The sequence below is a fragment of the Pseudoalteromonas sp. R3 genome, assembly GCF_004014715.1.
Taxonomy (GTDB): domain Bacteria; phylum Pseudomonadota; class Gammaproteobacteria; order Enterobacterales; family Alteromonadaceae; genus Pseudoalteromonas.
Genome location: NZ_CP034835.1, coordinates 2,615,443 through 2,635,574 on the forward strand (window position 1 = coordinate 2,615,443; position 20,132 = coordinate 2,635,574).

12 protein-coding genes, 1 pseudogene and 1 riboswitch are annotated in these 20,132 nt (G+C 47.6%); of the genes and pseudogenes, 5 read left to right on the forward strand and 8 right to left on the reverse strand.

The features are described 5' to 3' along the window. On the reverse strand, positions 1 to 1,491 hold the full coding sequence (locus ELR70_RS16400) for an alpha/beta hydrolase (RefSeq protein ID WP_054016855.1): 1,491 nt from the start codon (positions 1,489 to 1,491) through the stop codon (positions 1 to 3). Positions 1,492 to 1,711: 220 nt separating this feature from the next. On the opposite strand from ELR70_RS16400, the gene ELR70_RS16405 reads away from it, so the two are divergent. Next, positions 1,712 to 1,960: a hypothetical protein gene (locus tag ELR70_RS16405; protein ID WP_054016854.1), complete on the forward strand. Its 249-nt coding sequence runs from the start codon at positions 1,712 to 1,714 to the stop codon at positions 1,958 to 1,960. Positions 1,961 to 2,033: 73 nt separating this feature from the next. Here the strand turns inward: ELR70_RS16405 and topA are convergent, their stop codons facing one another. Further along, entirely contained in the window at positions 2,034 to 4,676 is a 2,643-nt protein-coding gene (gene topA / locus ELR70_RS16410) for a type I DNA topoisomerase (protein ID WP_054016853.1), read from the reverse strand. 322 nt (positions 4,677 to 4,998) lie between these two features. Beyond that, on the reverse strand, positions 4,999 to 9,483 hold the full coding sequence (locus ELR70_RS16415) for a hypothetical protein (RefSeq protein WP_054016852.1): 4,485 nt from the start codon (positions 9,481 to 9,483) through the stop codon (positions 4,999 to 5,001). A gap of 178 nt (positions 9,484 to 9,661) precedes the next feature. Here ELR70_RS16415 and ELR70_RS16420 point away from each other — a divergent pair. Next, positions 9,662 to 11,009, forward strand: a pseudogene (locus ELR70_RS16420) (dicarboxylate/amino acid:cation symporter). Between the two features lie 67 nt (positions 11,010 to 11,076). Here the strand turns inward: ELR70_RS16420 and ELR70_RS16425 are convergent. Beyond that, on the reverse strand, positions 11,077 to 11,961 hold the full coding sequence (locus ELR70_RS16425; RefSeq protein WP_054016851.1) for an NAD(P)-dependent oxidoreductase: 885 nt from the start codon (positions 11,959 to 11,961) through the stop codon (positions 11,077 to 11,079). A 132-nt stretch (positions 11,962 to 12,093) separates the two neighbouring features. On the opposite strand from ELR70_RS16425, the gene ELR70_RS16430 reads away from it, so the two are divergent. Both ELR70_RS16430 and ELR70_RS16435 read left to right on the forward strand, forming a co-directional pair. Next, positions 12,094 to 12,609 (forward strand): glutathione peroxidase, encoded by a 516-nt coding sequence (locus ELR70_RS16430; RefSeq protein WP_054016850.1) that lies wholly within the window; start codon positions 12,094 to 12,096, stop codon positions 12,607 to 12,609. Continuing rightward, positions 12,575 to 13,552: a 2-hydroxyacid dehydrogenase gene (locus ELR70_RS16435; RefSeq protein WP_054016849.1), complete on the forward strand. Its 978-nt coding sequence runs from the start codon at positions 12,575 to 12,577 to the stop codon at positions 13,550 to 13,552. The genes ELR70_RS16430 and ELR70_RS16435 overlap by 35 nt, the downstream gene beginning before the upstream one ends. Before the next feature lie 58 nt (positions 13,553 to 13,610). Here the strand turns inward: ELR70_RS16435 and ELR70_RS16440 are convergent, their stop codons facing one another. The 4 genes from ELR70_RS16440 to nhaD form a co-directional block, all read right to left on the reverse strand. Beyond that, positions 13,611 to 14,936 carry a sodium-dependent transporter gene (locus ELR70_RS16440; RefSeq protein ID WP_054016848.1) on the reverse strand — a complete coding sequence of 442 codons (1,326 nt, stop codon included), beginning with the start codon at positions 14,934 to 14,936 and terminating at the stop codon, positions 13,611 to 13,613. Between the two features lie 183 nt (positions 14,937 to 15,119). Beyond that, entirely contained in the window at positions 15,120 to 15,650 is a 531-nt protein-coding gene (locus ELR70_RS16445) for a DUF924 family protein (RefSeq protein ID WP_054016847.1), read from the reverse strand. A 90-nt stretch (positions 15,651 to 15,740) separates the two neighbouring features. Beyond that, the gene (lysC, locus tag ELR70_RS16450; RefSeq protein ID WP_054016846.1) at positions 15,741 to 17,087 is read right to left on the reverse strand and encodes a lysine-sensitive aspartokinase 3; all 1,347 of its coding nucleotides are present in this window, start codon (positions 17,085 to 17,087) and stop codon (positions 15,741 to 15,743) included. An 84-nt stretch (positions 17,088 to 17,171) separates the two neighbouring features. Then, positions 17,172 to 17,345: riboswitch (Lysine riboswitch) on the reverse strand. 117 nt (positions 17,346 to 17,462) lie between these two features. Beyond that, on the reverse strand, positions 17,463 to 18,710 hold the full coding sequence (gene nhaD, locus ELR70_RS16455) for a sodium:proton antiporter NhaD (RefSeq protein WP_054016845.1): 1,248 nt from the start codon (positions 18,708 to 18,710) through the stop codon (positions 17,463 to 17,465). Positions 18,711 to 18,867: 157 nt separating this feature from the next. Between nhaD and ELR70_RS16460 the strand changes: the two genes are divergently transcribed. Continuing rightward, positions 18,868 to 20,124 (forward strand): hypothetical protein, encoded by a 1,257-nt coding sequence (locus ELR70_RS16460; protein ID WP_054016844.1) that lies wholly within the window; start codon positions 18,868 to 18,870, stop codon positions 20,122 to 20,124. The last annotated feature ends 8 nt before the right edge of the window (positions 20,125 to 20,132 follow it).

The window sequence follows — 20,132 nt, forward strand, 5'->3', positions numbered from 1 at the left end:
TTACGGCTCCTGGCTTGCCACTGCGGGGCCATTGGGGTTCATAAAATAGCGTCTGACAGCTGCTTTCTTTAAACAGCTGTCATCCAGTTCACCGGGGTCACGCCGATTGATAAATTTAGCTACGAGTTTGTCGGCACAACTTTGCCCTGCCACACCATGCGTTGCTTCATCAGCAATCAGGTGGCGTGCATTAGTCATATTAACCATGGCCAGCTCGGCCCAGCTTGGAGGCGTTGCAGGATCGAGTCCGCCAGACAACAGCAAGGTTGGAATATCTGTATTAAGCGGCTGATAAAAATCTTTTGTGACCGCGCTGACCTGCCATATCGGACAACTGGCATCGAGAGATTCCATCATCAGGCGTCCAAAGTAGCTGCGGGAAAAACGGGAGCGGGATTGCGAAGTAAGTGCGGGCCAATCTTCGCCGCATACAATTGCACTGTGCATCCCCATCGCCAGCGAGCCAAACGTAGAATCACTGCCCATCAAACCAACTAAAGGTAAATAGTTACCTTTTACCGCCTCACTGATAGCCAGCGGCACCAAGGCACGTGTTGTATGACTATACAGCGCCATCCGAATGGCTGAACGTACCTTATTTTGTGTCAACACCAGCGTAATGAGGTTGTGCATTCTGGGGTGTGGCACCTGTACCGTCACGGGTTGCGCTATCAGTGTGTCAAGCAGCGTCTGATACTGTTGTGCCAGTTGTGGATACTGACGGTTACATTCAGCACTATCTGTACATTCTGAGAATATTGCCTGTAACGAATCATCTATGGCCTCGCCTATCGCAATCAGACTTTGCTGCATAGGTACCACCCCATCGAGTGTCGCACTCGCCACAGCATCAGGATAGCGACGCATATACTCTTGTGCGATACGCGTACCATAAGACGCCCCAAAGAGATGAAGCTTTTTGTATCCCAGCTCCAGGCGAACCGCTTCAAAATCCTTGACTGCCGCAGCCGTGGTAAAGTGGCTGAGATCAGTATTAAGCTTGGTTTTACACTTTTGAGTCTCTTCGCGACTGTATTCAAAAATGGGCAGCGCATCGTCATTAAAGGCAAACTGCGCCTCAAGAGGGTCCATATCACACTGAAGTAAACTAGATTTACCAGTTCCGCGTTGATCAACCAAAATGATATCCCGCTCTTCGCGGGCATAACGCAAGACACGTGCAAATACGGCCGCAACATCAATGGCTGATTGTCCCGGTCCGCCAGCGAATGCCAAAATGGCTTCTGTTGGATGGACCTGTTTGATGGCTGGGATAACCGCATAATGTATGCTGATTTTTTCACTGCTACTTGCCGACAAGGGCTGCTCTACACTGCCACACAACAGTTGATCGGCAAGCCCTTTAGCATAGCAAGAAGTGAGGCTCGTTACATCAGCTGATGTAGCATGGCTGACTGTGCCACTGAGCAGGCCAACAGCAACCAAGCTATGTCTGAATAGTGTGCGCAACCGTCCGCTCTTATTTTTCATTATACCGTCCTTTTCAGTGCCCGGGCGGGTCGTCTATAAGTCAGATTGGCTCGAGTATATCATTGTTATGTTGACAGTTCCCTAATCAAAAACATTCAATTAATCCCCTAATCACATTCACTTATCTTTAAGAGTGATTTATTTCGTTGTTCTTTTTTTGTGTTTTAGTTTAAAAATTCACTGTGACGAAACGTTACACTAAATACAAAAGGAAACATCAATGAAACTATTTTCAGCCCTGGCGAGCTGCGTTTTAGCCGCTACTTTAACTTCAACCTCAGTTGCCGCAGATGACTCGCAACTACAAAGTGCACCAGCTAGCCTAGTTGCTGAGCTGACACAAATGTGTGTTGAATGGGCTCAGGATGACGAAGTTGCAACCGATGCACTACGTCAGTACGTTTTGCAGTGTGTTAACGAGGAGCTATCTGCCAGCGGTTATGTAGCCGTGACAGAAGTCGATATCTAATACTCAAAGATCAAAAAAGGCCAGTTTTTGCTGGCCTTTTTGTTTTCTCTCATAGTCTAATCTGACTGATTACCTAGGACTTCGCGCTCTTACGCTTTTTCTCTTCCTCAACCCACTTACCGTTTTCGTAGGTTGCTTTCCAGCCAGTAGCTTTTCCTTCGACTTCCGTCATCACATATTGCGATTTGGTTTTACGAGAGTACCTTACTACTGCCAGGTTGCCATCGCCATCCTGCTCTGGTGCATCTGCCAGATAATAGAACTTAGGCGAAATGCGATCTCTGAAGCGTTTAAGTTCGGCAACCTTAGGTGCACGTGTTTCCCTGGATTTAGGGAAAGTATGCGCTGCCAGGAAAATACCAGACGCGCCGTCACGTAGCACAAAATAGGCATCGGACTTCTCACACGGTAGCTCAGGCAAGTGTACCGGATCTTCTTTAGGTGGCGCGGGCTCACCGCTTTTCAGCAGCTTACGCGTGTTCTTGCAGTCTTCACTGGTACAGTCAAAGTACTTACCGAAACGACCAGACTTAAGCTGCATGTCTGAACCACACTTGTCGCACTCAATGACCGGCCCGTCATAGCCTTTAATCTTGAAGCTGCCTTCCTCAATCACATAGCCACTACAACCCGGGTTATTACCACAGACGTGTAGCTTACGCTTTTCGTCAATCAGATAAGAGTCCATCGCGGTTTCACACTTAGGGCAACGCTTCATCTGTCTCAGGCTTTCGGTTTCTGCGTCTTCCACATCGGCATCAACCGCTTCATCACCAGGGATCAGGTTCATGGTCGTCGTACAGCGCTCTTTTGGCGGTAAGTTGTAGCCAGTACAACCCAGGAATACCCCGGTAGAAGCAGTGCGGATCCCCATCTTACGACCACAGGTTGGACAATCGATATCGGTCTCAACCATAACATTCTGACGCATGCCGCCTTCGGCTTCATCTTTACCAGCCAGTTCAAGCTGGTTAGAGAAATCGGCGTAAAATTTGTCCAGTACCTGAGTCCAGACACGATCACCTTCGGCGATTTCGTCCAGGCGATTTTCCATTTTGGCGGTAAAATCAAAATCCATCAGCTCATCGAAGTTTTCGATCAACCGGTCGGTGACAATTTCACCCATTTTCTCAGCATAGAAACGGCGGTTTTCCACTCGCACGTAACCACGATCCTGAATGGTCGAGATAATTGACGCATAAGTAGATGGTCGGCCAATGCCTCGTTTTTCAAGTTCTTTAACCAAGCTCGCCTCACTAAAGCGTGCCGGCGGTTTAGTAAAGTGTTGCTTTGGATCCAGCGCCTGCAACTGTACGGTGTCTCCTACCGCAACGGCTGGCAGTGCCTGTTCCTCTTCGTTTTTCTTACGTACTGCTGGCTGCACACGTGTCCAACCGTCAAAACGCAACACACGGCCGCGTGCTTTAAGCGTGTAATCGCCTGCACCTACAGTGATATTAGTCAGGTCGTATTCTGCTGGTGTCATCTGACAAGCGACAAACTGACGCCAGATAAGCTCATAGAGCTTCTTGGCATCGGCATCAACGCCTTCAACATGCCCGGAAAGGATTTTTACATCAGAAGGACGGATTGCCTCGTGCGCTTCCTGAGCATTGTCTTTTGCACTGTATTTAATGGGAGCACCCGGCAAGTACTTATCACCAAAGTTATCCAAAATATAACCACGGGCCATTTCAACGGCATCATTGGACAGGTTGGTTGAGTCTGTACGCATATAGGTAATGTAACCCGCTTCGTACAAACGTTGTGCCAGCATCATGGTCTTTTTGACACCGTAACCCAGACGGGTGCTCGCCGCCTGCTGCATGGTTGAAGTAATAAAAGGTGCACTCGGGCGGCTCTTACTTGGTTTCTCTTCAACCTTAACAACCTGATACTGTGCTTTTTGCAACTCTGCAACGGCTTTGTTAGCTTGCGTTTCGTTCAGTGGTTTAAAAGCTTCACCCTGATACTTAGTCACGGCAAAGCGGACGTCTTGTTCAGCTAACGCTGTGTCCGCATGAATATCCCAAAACTCTTCCGGAATAAACGCTTTAATTTCACGCTCACGTTCTACCAGTAAGCGAACGGCCACAGACTGAACACGACCGGCTGATAATCCACGCGCGACTTTTTGCCACAACAAAGGAGATACCATAAAACCGACAACGCGGTCGAGGAAACGTCGTGCCTGTTGCGCATACACCATGTCGGTGTTTAACTGTCCAGGTGCCTCAAACGCCTGTGTGATGGCATTTTTGGTGATTTCGTTAAATACAACACGTTTGTATTTACTTGCATCAGCACCTATCACTTCTTCAAGGTGCCACGCGATTGCCTCTCCCTCTCTATCCAAATCGGTTGCGAGATAGATGGTATCTGCATTTTCTGCGAGCTTAGCCAGTTCTTGTACGACTTTTTCTTTGCCAGGTAGCACTTCATAGTGCGGCTCCCAGCCTTTTTCCGGGTCTATTCCCATCCGGGCAACCAGGTTCGCGTAATCTTTCTTCTTTCTATACTCAGCCTTTTCCTCTGGCGACATCTTTCTCACTTCTGCGGGAGATTTCGTTGCCAGGCCTTTAGTTTTACCTGCGCCTGAGGTAGGAAGATCACGGATATGACCAACACTGGATTTCACAATGTAGTCTTTACCCAGGTACTTATTAATAGTTTTTGCCTTTGCGGGAGACTCTACGATTACTAGCGATTTGCCCATAGCTGCCTATTTGACTTCTGTCTGGTTGTTGCCCTTCATTGGGCGCGATTAAATATAGGTATATCCACAAATACCTATTGTTACAAGCTTTTCGTTCGATCTTTTCGCCAAGCAGTGATTTTATGAACAATTGTTGTTGCTAATTTACCCAGGCGTATAGATTGCTTGATGGAAAGGGCGAATATAGCGGATATGAAAGGAATTTCAAGGGTTAAAGGAAAAGTGATAAGTAAATAAGAGATTTATACAAAATCATGTTTTCTGACAACCAAGCGTTCGTTTGCAGACCAAAGCTAAGCTTTGGTCTGCAATAATATCGTCTTTAGCCGGAATCTTTTACGCTCACCTCGGCGGTAGTGATAACAGTTTCACCATTGCCTAAACCACTTGGAATAGTGAATTGAATGGTTAGATTACCAAACTTAAGACTGTTCGCTGCTTGCTCTCTGGATACTGTAACCCATGCGCTCTGAACCCCATCGGCTGAAGCATTCGAGATAGTGCTTTGCAGACCACTAACGGTTGCAACACCGTTGTCAGCACTAACCTGTATTTCAGTACCTTCTGGCAGGGAATTACCATAAATATCTGAGAATAAAATCTGGATAGGAACACCATCTTCGCTTGGCAAAGTGGGGTCAGTTAAATCAATGCCAGTAAAATCACAATATGCGTCATCATCTGATACCTCTAAACCCGTCACACCTAATCTTGGTATATCGCGCCCGTTTGTATCTTTTGCGTTTTCACAACTCGATACTTCAAAGGCGATCTCCGACACAAATGTTGGGCAATTATTGCTATCCAACGCAAGGTAGTCGCCACCCGCGTCTGTCACCATGGTTGGTGCTCCTGTATTAAGCAAACACTCTTTACCCAAGTTCTCTACGCCAAGTACTGTGTCTTGCGTCGGAAAAGTGGGGCAATTAGCGTCATCTAACAAGATATTGCCATCACCATCCAATGTCGGCATCCCTCTGAAAAATTTACAGTTCTCCCCGGTTCTGAATTGATAAGTCACATCAGATCTGCTCACCGTAAACCTCACATAAGGAGTACTACCAGAAGCGATGATTTCAAACTGTTTTCTCACCTCAACCAGCTCACGCGAACAATAGGGGCCACCTTCAGCGTTCATCGCTTCTTCAGAGCAAAGTAGACCGTTATAGATGCCATCCCCGTTATCATAGATGCCATTATTATTGGCGTCATTGAATGTTTCGTTGTGGCCACCTCTGGTGTTATTTGGTTCACAGGCATCACCATCACACACTATGGGCTCTCCACAGTTATTACCATCGACGTCACATAAAAATTTACCGTCTTCGTTATGGTCTACAAAGGCTTCTGGTAAGTCGAAGGCGCTGTAAAATTCTCCCTGATCAAAACGACCATTACGTCGCTCTATTAATACATTACCATCATCATCAAGGGTACTGGGCCGGTCAATAAACGTTTCTTGTCCTTTCGCAGTCACCAGAACGGATATTCTACCGCCTCGGATCAGTATGTTTCCATCTTTATTTGTTTCCGGCCAGGTACGACATGGCGCAGGCTGGCCATTATACAGATCACAAACGCGGTCTAACGTATTACCCCACTTAGGATCTGTAAACGGCATTTCTCCCTGACTACGCCACTGAACGGTGCACCGTCCGTCCACAGCCGAGCACTCATAAGTGTTTGTACCACCAGCACCATCTATATTACCGACAATTCCCGCCTCTACCTGCACATTTGCAACGATATTGTCACCAGTTAGCTGGTTGAACTGATCACCAAAAAAGATGCTAATGTCATTGGTAAAACCCAATGTATTGAGTGCATTCATATAATAGGTGGCAGCACCGGCATCGAAACTATTCTGATCTGGTACACCAGAAGACAAGACGATGCCCGACGAAACAGCATTGATCTGCTTATCAGCTGACAGTAAACGAAGTGTCTTGCCATCTGGACATTGTTCTTTCGTTGGATCCGCAGTACATACATCAATACGCGATTGCCAACAGGTGTAGTCCTCTCCATCAGGTAAGCTTGCTAATTCCTCATTGGAGATGTAACACGCTTCTACGACGATGTCTCCCGGAACAATACCCGATCGGATCGTAGTTTGCGCAACACCTTCATTATCTGTACTGCCTGTATAAGCAGTTAGCAATGCGTCACCAGTGAGATCCGATATTTTGAAGTCAATTCTTTTCTGGTTGAGAGGACGACTGTCACTATCTATCAGCTTAAATCTGACTGTAGACGTTGTAGGCACCCCTCCGATGCCAGGAGGAAGACCTATGAAGCTTTGACTAGCATCCAAAAACTGAATTGCCTGAGCTTCAGCCTCTGACACCGCAAAAGTTATGTTGGCAGGCTGATTAACACCACCACCCGAAACCACAGTTGCAGTCACAGTATCTAAACCGCGACAACCATTGGCTCTATACGTCGTATTTGCCTGACCTTCTTCTGAGCTGACAGACTGGTCAATAGTAGCCAGTCCTTCATCTACGCAGTTAGACGTAAATTCGACATCGATAGGATTGAGGTAGAGCGCTGATTTAAACTCATCTACATACACATTTGCGGAAATCACCATACTTCCGCCAGCTTTCAATGGATTTTCTTCTGACGCTGTTGCCGACAACTCTATAAATAAGCTTTGCAGACCGACGGAGAAATTTACTTTTCCTTCTTCCCCTTTATATTGCGCGGTGATAGTGCCTGCTCCACCGGAATCTCCTGGCTGGAATTTAAGCAAAGCGACGCCAAAACGGTCTGTTAAAACACGCCCCTGAGCAGGTAGTAGCTGACCAATATCAGAGGTAACCTCGATAATGTCATTTTCAATATCCTCTTCATCTTTATCTGTGACCTTGATAAACACATCAACCGTATCTGATGACTCTAACTGGTTAGTATCAGTACAATTTGTCGACGGCAAACTCGGGTTAAGTTCAATGCTATCGCGCTCACTGTCCCAGCCAGGTAAACAGCCGGTTAAAACTCTGGCATTGATTCGATACTCACCCTCATCGTTCTCGATACCGTCAGAGTGGAACAGAACACCTGCACTTTCAAATACTTCACCCGCCTCGGAAGTATATTTAGCCTTGATTATACCGATGCCTTTTTCATTGGTGGGATTAAGGCTTATTTCGGCGTCGCCATCCTCATTAGTTTGTGCCCGACCATCACTGGGGCTGAGCGTCGCAATAGGCTCTACAGTGAATTCAACTAATACTTTTTCCAGCGGTTTATCATTTTTAAGGACTCTGGCAATAACAGTGCCTTTGGTGTTGTCGTCAAGTTGGTTATCTTTATCGATGTTATTTCCGACGCTATCCTTAATGCTTATAATTTGAATAGCAATGCCTTTTTCAACCGCGATGATCCCATCAGAATAGAAGCGACCATTTTTGGGCGAAAAACTTGGAATCTCAGGTAACGATACATTAAATGTGCCTAAACCTCCGTTGTCTGAGGCCCTTATATCGAACGAAGCACGACCACTGTCGTCTGTCAACGCCTTACCATTACCTCCGTCATCCAACTCCGCTAGTACCAGATCATTTACAGAAACCACTTGTCCCTGGAAGGCAACGCCATCTCGAGTAAGTGTAACTACAATTTTGCCTTTATTGGATGCACTTAGCGGGTTGCTTTCATCTATTTCATTACCCGGCCCTCTGTCTAGGACTTCAACAACCATCTGTAAGCCACCATCTCCCGCGCCAACGTAGCTGGCAACGCTTCTGGCTGCTTCATCACCGGACACTGAGTAAGTTGCTGTAAACGCATCAAGTTGTTGATCAATCGTCGCGGTCTCTGTGGCGAAAATCTGAATCTCTGCCTGGCCATTCGCATCTGTTCTGACTGACTCGGTTGGCTTTGCAAAGCGCGCGCTGGCTTCAACAGCAACCGCAATTTCAGCGTTTGCTACAGGCTGTTCATTCAAAGTGAGCTGAATCTTTGCAGTCAGTGGATTAGCCAGTGAGAGATCACTGGAAGCTTGCTCTGCGGCGTTAACCAATTGCACGCTCAGGTCATAAACCTCTTTATCGTAAAAGGGGTTACCTGCTGACTCGAATCCTATACGGGCGTTGATGTCTTCGTTATAGGTGACCTGAACATAGCCCGCTCCCACTTTGTCCGTTGCCAGGACAAGTAAACGTGCCGCACCGTTGGCGTCTGTCTGAACATTTGAGTTGCCGTTCGTAACAAGTAGATCTTCGCTGTCGGCCTCTTTAGAAAACTCAAGTACCTGTCCATTCAAAGGTGTGCCATTGTCGGTTAGTATTGCGGTAACTGTCGCAATCTCTGAACCACTAATTGGGTTAGTCGCATTGATCGGCTGACCATCTGAGCCCGTAATCGTCATCGCGATTTGAATACCACCATCACCAGTTGCGGCATAAGGCACTGAACCACTAACGGTATTTTCACCCACGTCCGCAGTGGCCGAAATGGTACCCGCCCCACCTAACCGATTGGCGATAATAGTCACTTTAGCTACACCATTGCTGTCGGTAAGTTGTGAACTCACAGAGGCAAAGTCAGAAAACTCGTCATTAGTAAATTTAACCAGATTATTGGCAACGGGTGCCCCATCATTGGTGAGTTTTGCTGTGATTGTGATCGGGTTACTGATACTGAGGCTACCACCACTTGCAGAACTTGTACTCAGTACCAGTTCATAATCTGTATTTGTACCGCCACCTCCCGAGGTGTCTTTTTCAATCGAACCACCGCCACCACAGGCGATCATCAGCAAACTGAGCAAAGTAATACTAAACCAGCGCATCAGAGACATTTTCGATTCTCCCTAGCAATCTAATAATTTTGAGTTATTTTCACCATGTTAACCCAATTGTGGATGTAAAATCACAAATTTTTAGCGGCTGTCATCGATTTTTTCTGTTCATATTCAACTATCCTGTTAGGCTATAGCGATTTTGTAAAATGTAAGTGTTAGGACGATGTCAAAGGCTATGTCACAAAACAAAAAAATGAGCCTAACTACCCGTATCATGCTGGGCATGGTTTTGGGTGTTATTCTGGGTCTGTTGATACAAACCATTCTGGGCGATAAGCCCGAAGTTGCGATTCCTCTGGGCCTGTTCGATTTGCCAATCAAAGGCTTTTTCGTAGACGGACTGTTCCACATCGGTGGGCAGATTTTTATCTGCCAGTTTGAAAATGCTGGTTGTTCCTTTGGTCTTTATTTCTCTGGTGGTCGGTACCTGTAGCCTGAGCGATCCTAAGAAGCTGGGTCGTCTGGGTGGCAAATCCATTTTGCTTTACCTCTCTACCACTGCCATCGCTATTACTGTAGCTATTTCTCTTGCCCTGCTGGTTAGCCCGGGTGGAGGCGTCGCAATTCCGACTACGGCGACCTTCGATGCACAGCAAGCACCAACGCTGGCACAGGTCATTATTAGCATGTTCCCGACTAACCCCATCAATGCAATGGCCAGCGGTAAGATGCTCCAGGTGATTGTCTTTGCTCTGCTGTTTGGTATTGCCATGGCGCTCAGTGGCGATGCGGGTAAACGTTGTGCCAAGGTGTTTGAAGATTTGAATACTGTGGTACTTAAGCTGGTTACCTTGCTGATGAACCTGGCCCCTTACGGTGTATTCTGTCTGATGGCCAAGTTGTTCACCACCATTGAAATGGACCTGATTGTAGAACTCGGTAAGTACTTCCTGGTGGTGGTTGCTGCCTTGCTGATCCACGCCTTTGTTAACTACAGTATTTTGCTTAAAGTGCTGACAGGTCTGAGCCCGCTTACTTTCCTGGCCAAGATGAAAGATGCGTGTATGTTTGCATTCAGTACTTCAAGCTCAAGTGCCACAATGCCAGTAACGTTAGAAACCGCGACGAAAAAGCTTGGTGCACATAACTCTGTAGCCTCTTTTACAGTCCCACTGGGCGCAACTATCAACATGGATGGCACTGCCATTATGCAGGGTGTGGCAACCGTGTTTATTGCCCAAGTCTTTGCTGTTGATCTAACTCTGAGCGACTATTTGATGGTTATTCTGACTGCCACGCTTGCCTCCGTTGGTACAGCGGGCGTGCCTGGCGTAGGTCTGATTATGTTAGCCATGGTTCTGAACCAGGTTGGCCTGCCGGTAGAAGGGATTGCCATCATTATGGGCGTAGACCGTCTGCTGGATATGACCCGTACCGCTGTGAATGTGACCGGCGACTGTATGGTCACCTGTGTGGTTGCAAAATCCGAAGGTGAGCTGGATATTGATGTGTTTAACGACGCCGATGCCGCCAAAGACCTGGAAGAAAACATGGATTTGGAAAAGCTGTCTAAAAAAGCTTAACTGAACACATAAACAAAAAAGGCAGGTCGCCTGAGCGCCCTGCCTTTTTTAATGTCCAATAAATAAACTATTTTTTGTCGTGAATTGCATCCAGACGAGCCAACAGACTGGAAGTATCAAATCGCCCTCCACCCAGCGCCTGAACATCCGCATAATACTGATCAACCATCGCGGTCAGTGACAGTGATGCACCATTGCTGCGAGCTTCATCCAACGCAATGCCTAAATCCTTACGCATCCAGTCGACGGCAAAGCCAAAATCATACTCACCAGCGAGCATGGTTTTATAGCGGTTTTCCATCTGCCATGACCCTGCAGCTCCTTTGGCAATGGTCTCTACCACTTTTTCACCATCAAGTCCTGCCTGTTTGGCAAAGTGCAGGCCTTCAGCGAGCCCCTGTACCACACCTGCAATACAGATTTGGTTAACCATTTTACACAGCTGACCAGAACCTACTTCACCCAATAACTGGCTAAAACGGCTAAATGCGCCCATCACAGGCTGCACACGTTCAAAGACTTCTGGTTCACCACCCACCATCACAGTCAGTACGCCATTTTCTGCACCAGCCTGACCACCAGATACAGGCGCATCCAGGAACGCCACGTTTTGAGCAGCTGCACGCTCGGCAACCTCACGCGCTACTTTTGCAGACGTAGTCGTATGGTCAATCAATACAGTATTTGCAGCCATCCCCGCTAGAACCCCCTCTTCACCGTACACCACAGATCTGAGATCGTCGTCATTACCCACACACATGAAAACCAATTCAGCACCAGCTACGGCCTCTTTGGGTGTCGGGGCGAATGCCCCCTCATACTGCTCGGCCCAGCGCTGTGCTTTAGCGGTCGTACGGTTGTACACAGTGACCTGATGACCGGCCTGCTGTAAGTGACCGGCCATGGGATATCCCATTACCCCCAATCCGATGAATGCAACTTTGACTGACATAAATTTGTCCTATTTGGCTGTTAAGCTAGAAAGATGGAGTTGTTATACCTGAGCCATCTAAGCATGGCAAATGAAAAATATCAGCTATGAATCAATTGATTAAAAAGAAAAAACATCAAGGAGCCTGACAGGATGGAGAACATTTATCGTTTCAGCGTGAAACTACTAAACGGCGAGACGCTGGCACTCAGATCCTTACAAGGCAGACCAGTATTGATTGCCAATATTGCCAGCAAGTGCAGCTTTGCCCCCCAACTCAGTGCGCTGGAAAAGCTCTATAAAAAGTACCATCCAATGGGACTCGAGATCATTGCCTTTCCCTGTCACCAGTTTGGCCGCAATGAACCTCTTGAAAACGAAATGCTCAGAGAGTTTTATCAGTCGCATTTTAATCTGAGCTTCCATATTTCGGAAAAAGTACTGGTCAACGGCCCAGATGCCCACCCGCTCTTTAATTACCTCAAGGTTAACACGAGGGGAATAGCGCAAAACCGCGCGATTAAATGGAATTTTACTAAGTTTTTAGTAAACTCAGAGGGCGTTTTACTGTCCCGCTATGCACCAAGGACAAAACCCGAAACCTTAAAATCGATTATAGAGAGTCAAGTGTCCAATGAGAGTCGCCCTATTCAGTTCGCAAAAGTATGAGCTGCCGTTTTTTGAGCATGCACTTACCCAGTTTCCTGATATTGAGTTTGAGTTTTTTGAGCAAGCACTGAACGATAAAACCGTTGCACTGGCGCAAGGGTTTGATGCCATTTGCGTGTTTGTGAACGACCAGGTTGATGCCAATGTGCTGGCTGAACTGGCTGAGCTGGGCGTCCAGAGCATCGCACTGCGCTGTGCAGGCTTTAATAATGTTGACATCGAAGCGGCCCATGCCTTGGGTATTAAAGTCGTACGTGTACCGGCATATAGTCCAGAAGCCGTGGCAGAGCATTGTATTGCCCTGATGCTGACATTGAGTCGCAAAACCCATAAAGCCTATAACCGGGTCCGCGAAGATAACTTTGATCTCAACGGTTTACTGGGTTTTAATCTGCACAACAAAACGGTCGGTATCATTGGGTGCGGAAAAATAGGCCAGGCACTGGTCGCTATTCTCAATGGCTTTGGCGCCCACGTGCTGGTTTACGACCCGAATATAGGAGAAGGCTCTTACACCCAGGTTTCTCTGGATATGCTGCTTGAGCAAAGCGACATCGTTACCCTGCACTGCCCGCTGACCGAAGCCACCCACCACATGATTGACGACGCGGCATTTGAAAAAATGAAGCAAGGCGTGATGCTGATCAACACCAGCCGCGGCGCGCTGGTAGACAGCAAGGCCTGTATTCGCGCCTTGAAATCAAGAAAGCTCGGCTACCTTGGCCTGGACGTGTATGAACAAGAATCGGAACTGTTCTTTAAAAACCGCAGCGATGAGGTCATACAGGACGATGTCTTTATGCGTCTGGCAAGCTTTCAGAACGTGCTTATCACAGGACACCAGGGCTTTTTCACCAAAGAAGCCTTAACCGAAATCGCCCACACCACAGTGACTAACCTCAACGCCATTCGCACGGGGCAGGCGCTGGAAAATCAGGTTTGATTTATACCTACAAAAAAGCCTGGCATCGCCAGGCGTTTTTGTATTCAAACAACTGCTGTTACTTAAAGAAAGCCACATTAGCAAAAACGGCTGTCATCAGCACCGGGCAGACAAATCGTACATACTGAGCAAACCAGTACATCTTACCACTGCATTCCAGTGCCAGCTGATTACCTCGACGCCATACCCAGCCTACCGTGATAAAGTAGAACAAGCCCATCAGTGGCAACTGATAATGAGTTAAAATCTGGATCACCAGGCCAAACAGCCAGTCGAAATTGAGGATAATAGCGCCTGAGCTTATCAACAGCACAAAGGTCACCAGCCAGGTTGCCTGACCACGCTTAAAGCCATGATTTTCAACCAGGAACGACACCGGGATTTCGGTTGAAGAAATCGTGGATGTCAGTGAGGCTATCGACATTAATATAAAGAAAGTCAGTCCAACGAACAGGCCAATTTCGCCCATGGTTGCAAACAGCTCAGGCAAAATGGCAAAGATAAGCCTGCCCTCACCGACCAGTTTGCCATTTTGGAAAACTTCCACACCATTATTCTGGGCAATAAACAAAGCCGGAATGATCAAAAGCCCTGCCAGAAAAGCCACGCCGGTATCCAGCATTGCCACGCTAAAAGTCAGTTTTGGCAGGTTTTCATTTGGTCTCAGGTAAGAGCCATAAATCATCATACAGCCAACCCCCAAAGATAAAGAGAAAAACGCCTGCCCCATGGCTGCAATGATCAATTCGGGATCGCCAATTTTACTAAAATCGGGCACAAGGTAAGCTTTAAACCCAGCTGCTGCGCCTTCCAGCGTGCCCATATAAGCGATTAACGCTATCAACAGCATAAGTAGCACTGGCATGAGTCGACGTGACCAGGTTTCAATTCCCGACTTCACCCCCTGTAATATAATGCCAGCCGTCAACAGCAGCATCAGTGGGGTAAAGATAAAGTTCCGTAAAGTCGAATCACCGGACAGAAAAGCGCTGGCTTCATCCCAGCCAACTAAACGTGCAAGCGGCTCGAGCGAATGTGCCAACATCCAGCCGGCTACAATAGAATAGAAACTGAGCATCACAATGGCACCGGCAAGGCCGATGTAACCCGCAGATGTACCAATTTTAGGCTGCTTTTCCTGCCAGGCTTGTTTCAATGCTTTAACCGGGTTGGCCTGTGCCTGATGGCCCAAATACAACTCGGTGTACAAAGCCGGTAATGCCAGTAAGAAAATAACGATAAAATAGACCAGCAAAAACGCCCCACCACCGTGGTTCGCTGCCTGAGTGGGAAATCCCCAAATATTACCAAGTCCGACTGCCGCACCGGCTGCCGCTAATACAAAGCCCAGACGGCTTTGAAAACCTTCACGCACTTGAGCCATAATCGAATGCCAAGTTAATTATTGTTGTAGACTGGCGATTATACGCACTTGTAAACAAATTGCGAGTGTCAGTTAGAGCAAATCGGAACAGCCAGAAGTGGTAAGCATTTGCGCGCTCAAATCAGGACGGTATTGTGCTTACTGACATGATGTAGAGAACCGGGAAACACCTCAGAGCTTGACTTAAAAACTCGAACCAGGCGTTTGCAAAAAAGCCAATTCTTCAGGACTCGACTCCCTGCCTAAAATGGCGTTTCGGTGGGGGTAGCGTCCGAATTGCTCAATGATTTTTTTGTGCGCGAGCTCAAACTCGTAATTGGGTAAGGACTTAAACAAGGCATCCGCCTGCTGATGTACTTTAAGGCTCTCGCTGTGCATATAAGGTAAATACATAAAAGTACGCTGGGTTTTCTCCAACTGTTGATCAAAGCCTTTTTCAATGGCATGTTGTGCCAGGCACAATGCCAGTGGGTCGCTCGCAAAGGCGGCGGGTGTATCACGGAACATATTGCGGGAAAACTGATCCAGCACAATGATCTCGCACAGCGACCCGACCGCAGTTTTGCGCCAATCTGCCAACTCACCTGCCATGGCCTGCTGGTGTAACTGTGCAAATCTCGCTGTAATTTTGTTATCAAACTGGGCCGATTTTTGCCACCAGTCCTGCTCCTGACATTCGACAAACCAGAACTGATAAATTTCCTGATATTCCATGGACACACCTGTGAGTAAGTAATTTTGCTTTCAGAGCGAGTATTACCCGCTCCGGATGATGTGTCCAGTCAGACTTAGCATACGCCTGATTTATGCGGCTTCAAGTAACCGGCTGTGAATAGCCTGAACCACCGCGTCCGATTCGGTTTGTTCAACCAAAAAGCACAGGTTATGGCGACTCGCCCCATGGCAGATCAAGCGAATATTAAAATCAGCCAGCACCTGCATCAGGCTCGCTTCACCATGGCGCAACTGAATTTCAGAACCAATCATGGCTACCAGGGTAAGATTGTTCTCAACGCTGACCTGACAGAACTCACCCAGCTCATCCAGACAAGCCTGAGCCAATTCCGGACGAGTAGCGTTGGGTGCATTGTCGAGCGTCAACGCAACGCTGATCTCCGAGGTAGTAACCAGGTCAACCGAGATATTGTGTGCACTTAAAATAGTGAAGATGCGTGCCAGAAAACCACTGGCTAACAGCATTTCGGGGCTTTTCAGGGTTAGTAAGATTTGATTTTTACGCTGAGTTACCGCGCGAATACCCGGCTCAGAACGGTTATTCTTTTCAATCCAGGTGCCACCGGCATGGGGATCTCTGCTCGAGCCAACAAATACCGAAATACCACTGCGACTGGCTGGCAAGATAGTCGCGGGGTGCAGCACTTTAGCACCAAAGGTCGCCATTTCAGCAGCTTCATCGAAACTCAGCCGGGCAATCGGCCGTGCTTTATGGCAAAGACGCGGATCTGTGCTGAAGATACCCACAACATCAGTCCAGATATGCACGCTTTGCGCAGCAATAGCCTCGGCAAGTAGCGCCGCACTATAATCTGAGCCGCCCCGCCCTAATGTGGTAGTTTGGCCCTGATTGTCACTACCAATAAAGCCCTGAGTCACCACCACCTGCTCTGCCAGTAGCGGCGTCAGATGGGCCGAGGCTGCGTCACGCGTTGCAGCCACATCGGGTACAGCTTTACCAAACTGGCGGTCGGTTTTCAGCACCTGACGTACATCAAAACGGCTACTGGCAACGCCTAAATTTCTGAGTACCTGAGTGAATAGGTAAGAAGAAAATCGCTCTCCGAAGCTCAGCATCTCGTCACATTGTTGCGCGTCCAGTGCGGGTAATTGAGCCAGCGCATAAAAAGCGTCTTTTGTCTCGTTAAAACCCACTTCCAGATCTGGATCGAGTGTCAGACATGCCAGTATGTCCTGCTGGATCTCCATCACAGACTGAAACAGCGACTCGCGCTCAGCCGCATCGACTTTTTGATGCGTCAGAGTCACCAGGTGATTCGTCACACCAGCGCTGGCACTGACGACGACCACACGGACATCGGGGTTGTCATGGATAATTGCGGCGCATCGCTGCATGGCTTCGAAGTTTGCAACACTGGTGCCGCCAAATTTAGCAACGACATACTGGGAATTCATTTTATCTCCTTGGGATCACACGCGGCGATCAACATCAATAAGGAGAACTTGGCAATAGGATGGACTAACCATAAAGAAATGACCTCTGCCAGAAGCTCTCCACCTGAAAACGGTGACAGTCCCGAGGATTCAACCTCCAGGACCGAAAAATCATGCCGACGTAGCATGGTTTTCCTCGGCGAGTACCTCCCTCACTGATGGTCACGGGTTATCGTCACCTCACATCAGCTACCTAAGCATCGCGCCTCTTCTGCTTATCTTGCCGGGAATTAACTGAATCCAGGCAAAATAAAAGCCCGCATTTTGAGCGGGCTTGAAAAAGGTATCTTTTAGACGTCTAGGTGTCAAGTATAAAATTGACTCTGTCATCAAAGATTAAATAAATTGTCCCATAAAGAAAGCACCGGCATAACCTGCCGTGTAGGCAATTAACAAATACAGGCTCATTCTTAAGTAACTCGTAAAGGTTAAAGCTTTTACTTTACTCATTGCTATGATCCCTGCCGCCGAGCCGATGATCAGCATAGAGCCGCCCACACCCGTCGCATAGGTAAAGGTCAGCCATTGCTGTGGACTCATTACGATGTCAGCTTTGAGCAAAGCGGCCGTCAGCGGCACGTTATCAACCGCGGCACTCATCAGGCCGACCAGATAGCTAGCGTACTGAGGGTCTATGAATTCATATAATTGAGTAAACATATTCAGGACACCCACCTCTTTTAGCGCCCCAACCAGCAGAAGTACACCCACAAAAAACAGCAAGGTGTCGTACTCAATTTCACGAATATAATCGATGATCTTTTTATTGACGTCTTTCTTGCGCATCAAGAACTGCGCCATCAAAAACATCACAGACAAGCCACACAAGAAAGTCAGCATCGGCGGGACCTGATATTGCACGCTCAGATACAGCGTGGTGAGTACGGTCGTCATAAAGATCACCGCGATCGTGATGTCTGTTTTCTCTATTCTGCGTAGTGCTTGCTTTTCGAATACCAGCTGATCTTTCATTCCCATAGACAGCATGGTTGCCAGCAAGAGTACGCTGACAATGGAAGGCGCCACCAGCAATAACAAGTCAGGGATCGTTACCTTACCAGCGAGGAATATCATCAGTGTGGTCACATCACCGGTGATCAAAGACACGCCGCCCGAGTTAACACTAAAGATGATCAATGTGGCATACTTGATAAGCTTCTTCGGATCGAGTTTCAACGACATCACCACCGCCAGCGAGATAAGTGTTGCAGTAATATTGTCAGAAATCGAAGAAAACAAGAAAGCGAAGCCACCCACCAGAAACATCATTTTGCGTTCACTGATCTGCGTTGGCATCACCCGATGGACAATGTTTTGAATAAAACCTTTGGAGTTCAGATAGGCAACAAAGGTCATCGCAGCCATCAGGAATAACCATAAGGTGGCGATTTCAAGAATGTTGTGATCGAGTTGATGTTGTATAGTTTCTGAGCTTTCGCCATGAAGTGGGGAGATAAATAGGATAATCCAACATAAAGTGCCAAAAAAAAGGGTCGTTTTGGCCTTGTTTACATGGATAATATCCTCTATAACGATAAGCACAAATGCGACCGCTATCAGGGTTAGGATAATGGGCGTGACCATATGCGTAAACAACCTGTAATTAAAAGTAAAAATTGTGAAGGGTAACGTAATCGGCGCGGAGTCTATCACTTAGCCGCATTCTGTGCCACGAGTAGTTACACATTATGACAATTTTCTTACCTGATACCGTCACAAAATTGATACACACTGGAAAGCTATGATCCCAGCCAAAAAAGTATTAAATACGCTGAATGAACACTGGGGCGTCCTGGAGCTGCTTTTTAAACGCTTTAAGATGGCCGATTTCAGCCTCAAAGATGTGCAAAACATCATCAAACTAAAAAATCCCAACTGGTCAAGTGAGCGTATCTATAAAGAAACCAATCGCTTGCTCAACCAGGAAGTTATTATTCCTCTGGCCAAATCGTCACAGCTCGAGATTAACCGTGCAGTGGCCGACTTTGCCAGCTTTTTGTTACAAGAAGAGCATCTTGGGCTAGCAGAAGAAATCACAGTATTAGTCAAAGATCTGCAACGTCTGGGTGAACGCTTAGCTCAGGCAGGTGATGAGGGCGACCACAGTGAGCTGCGCCGCTTCAGTCGCATTATGGATGAGCGGGTGCGTAAAATCGTCAAGCTCTATCATCATAATGAAAGCGCCATCATGAACCTGGTCGAGCAGGCAAAGTCCGATCAGGGCAACTTGTCTTTGCAAAAACGCTACCGGGCCGTGATTGAGGCATTTGACGAATACATCGAACCTATGCTGGAAATGGTGGATATTCATGGCCCCTTTCAGGCCTGCTTCACCACCATTGAGCATCAGATCAGTGAACAAATTGCGCAAATTGAGCAACTGGGCCGGGGCGCTCAGGACAAACGTATGCTTGAGCAACTGCGTACTCGGATCCTCGATATGCACTTAATCGGCCGCGAAAGTTTAGGTAAAAGCGCCGATATGTTGATGCCACTGCGTGAAGAGCTCAGACGCAACACGCTTATTACACGTCAGGCGGCCAAAGTGCTGGGCCTGATCCGTAAAAATGGCGTTGATCGTATGCTTGCGCCGGTACAGCCGCATTTTGTCTCAGACATTCAGCGTTTCAGCCTCGGCCAGCAGCGCCATATGGTGGCTTATATGGCCAGCCTCAGCGAGTTTGAACACGAAGAATATCAGCTACCCGATCAACAGGATGTGCCCGCTTATCAGAGCCCCAACATTCCCGATTATTCGGATGTGCGTAAATCGTTTAAAGGGTCGGGCAAAAAGCGCACCGCCCTGCTTGGCTTCCTGAGCGAGCAATACCCAGCACTGGAAGCCGATGAAATGCTGTTCCTGTACCAAAAACTAATCAGCGATCCTGAACTGGACATCGCCCAGGATGAGCAACAGCAAACGATGCAAATCGCTAACACCCGCATTCGACTTTATCCGTTCAGTGCAGCGGATAAGCAACCAGATAACCACAATTAGTAATCACC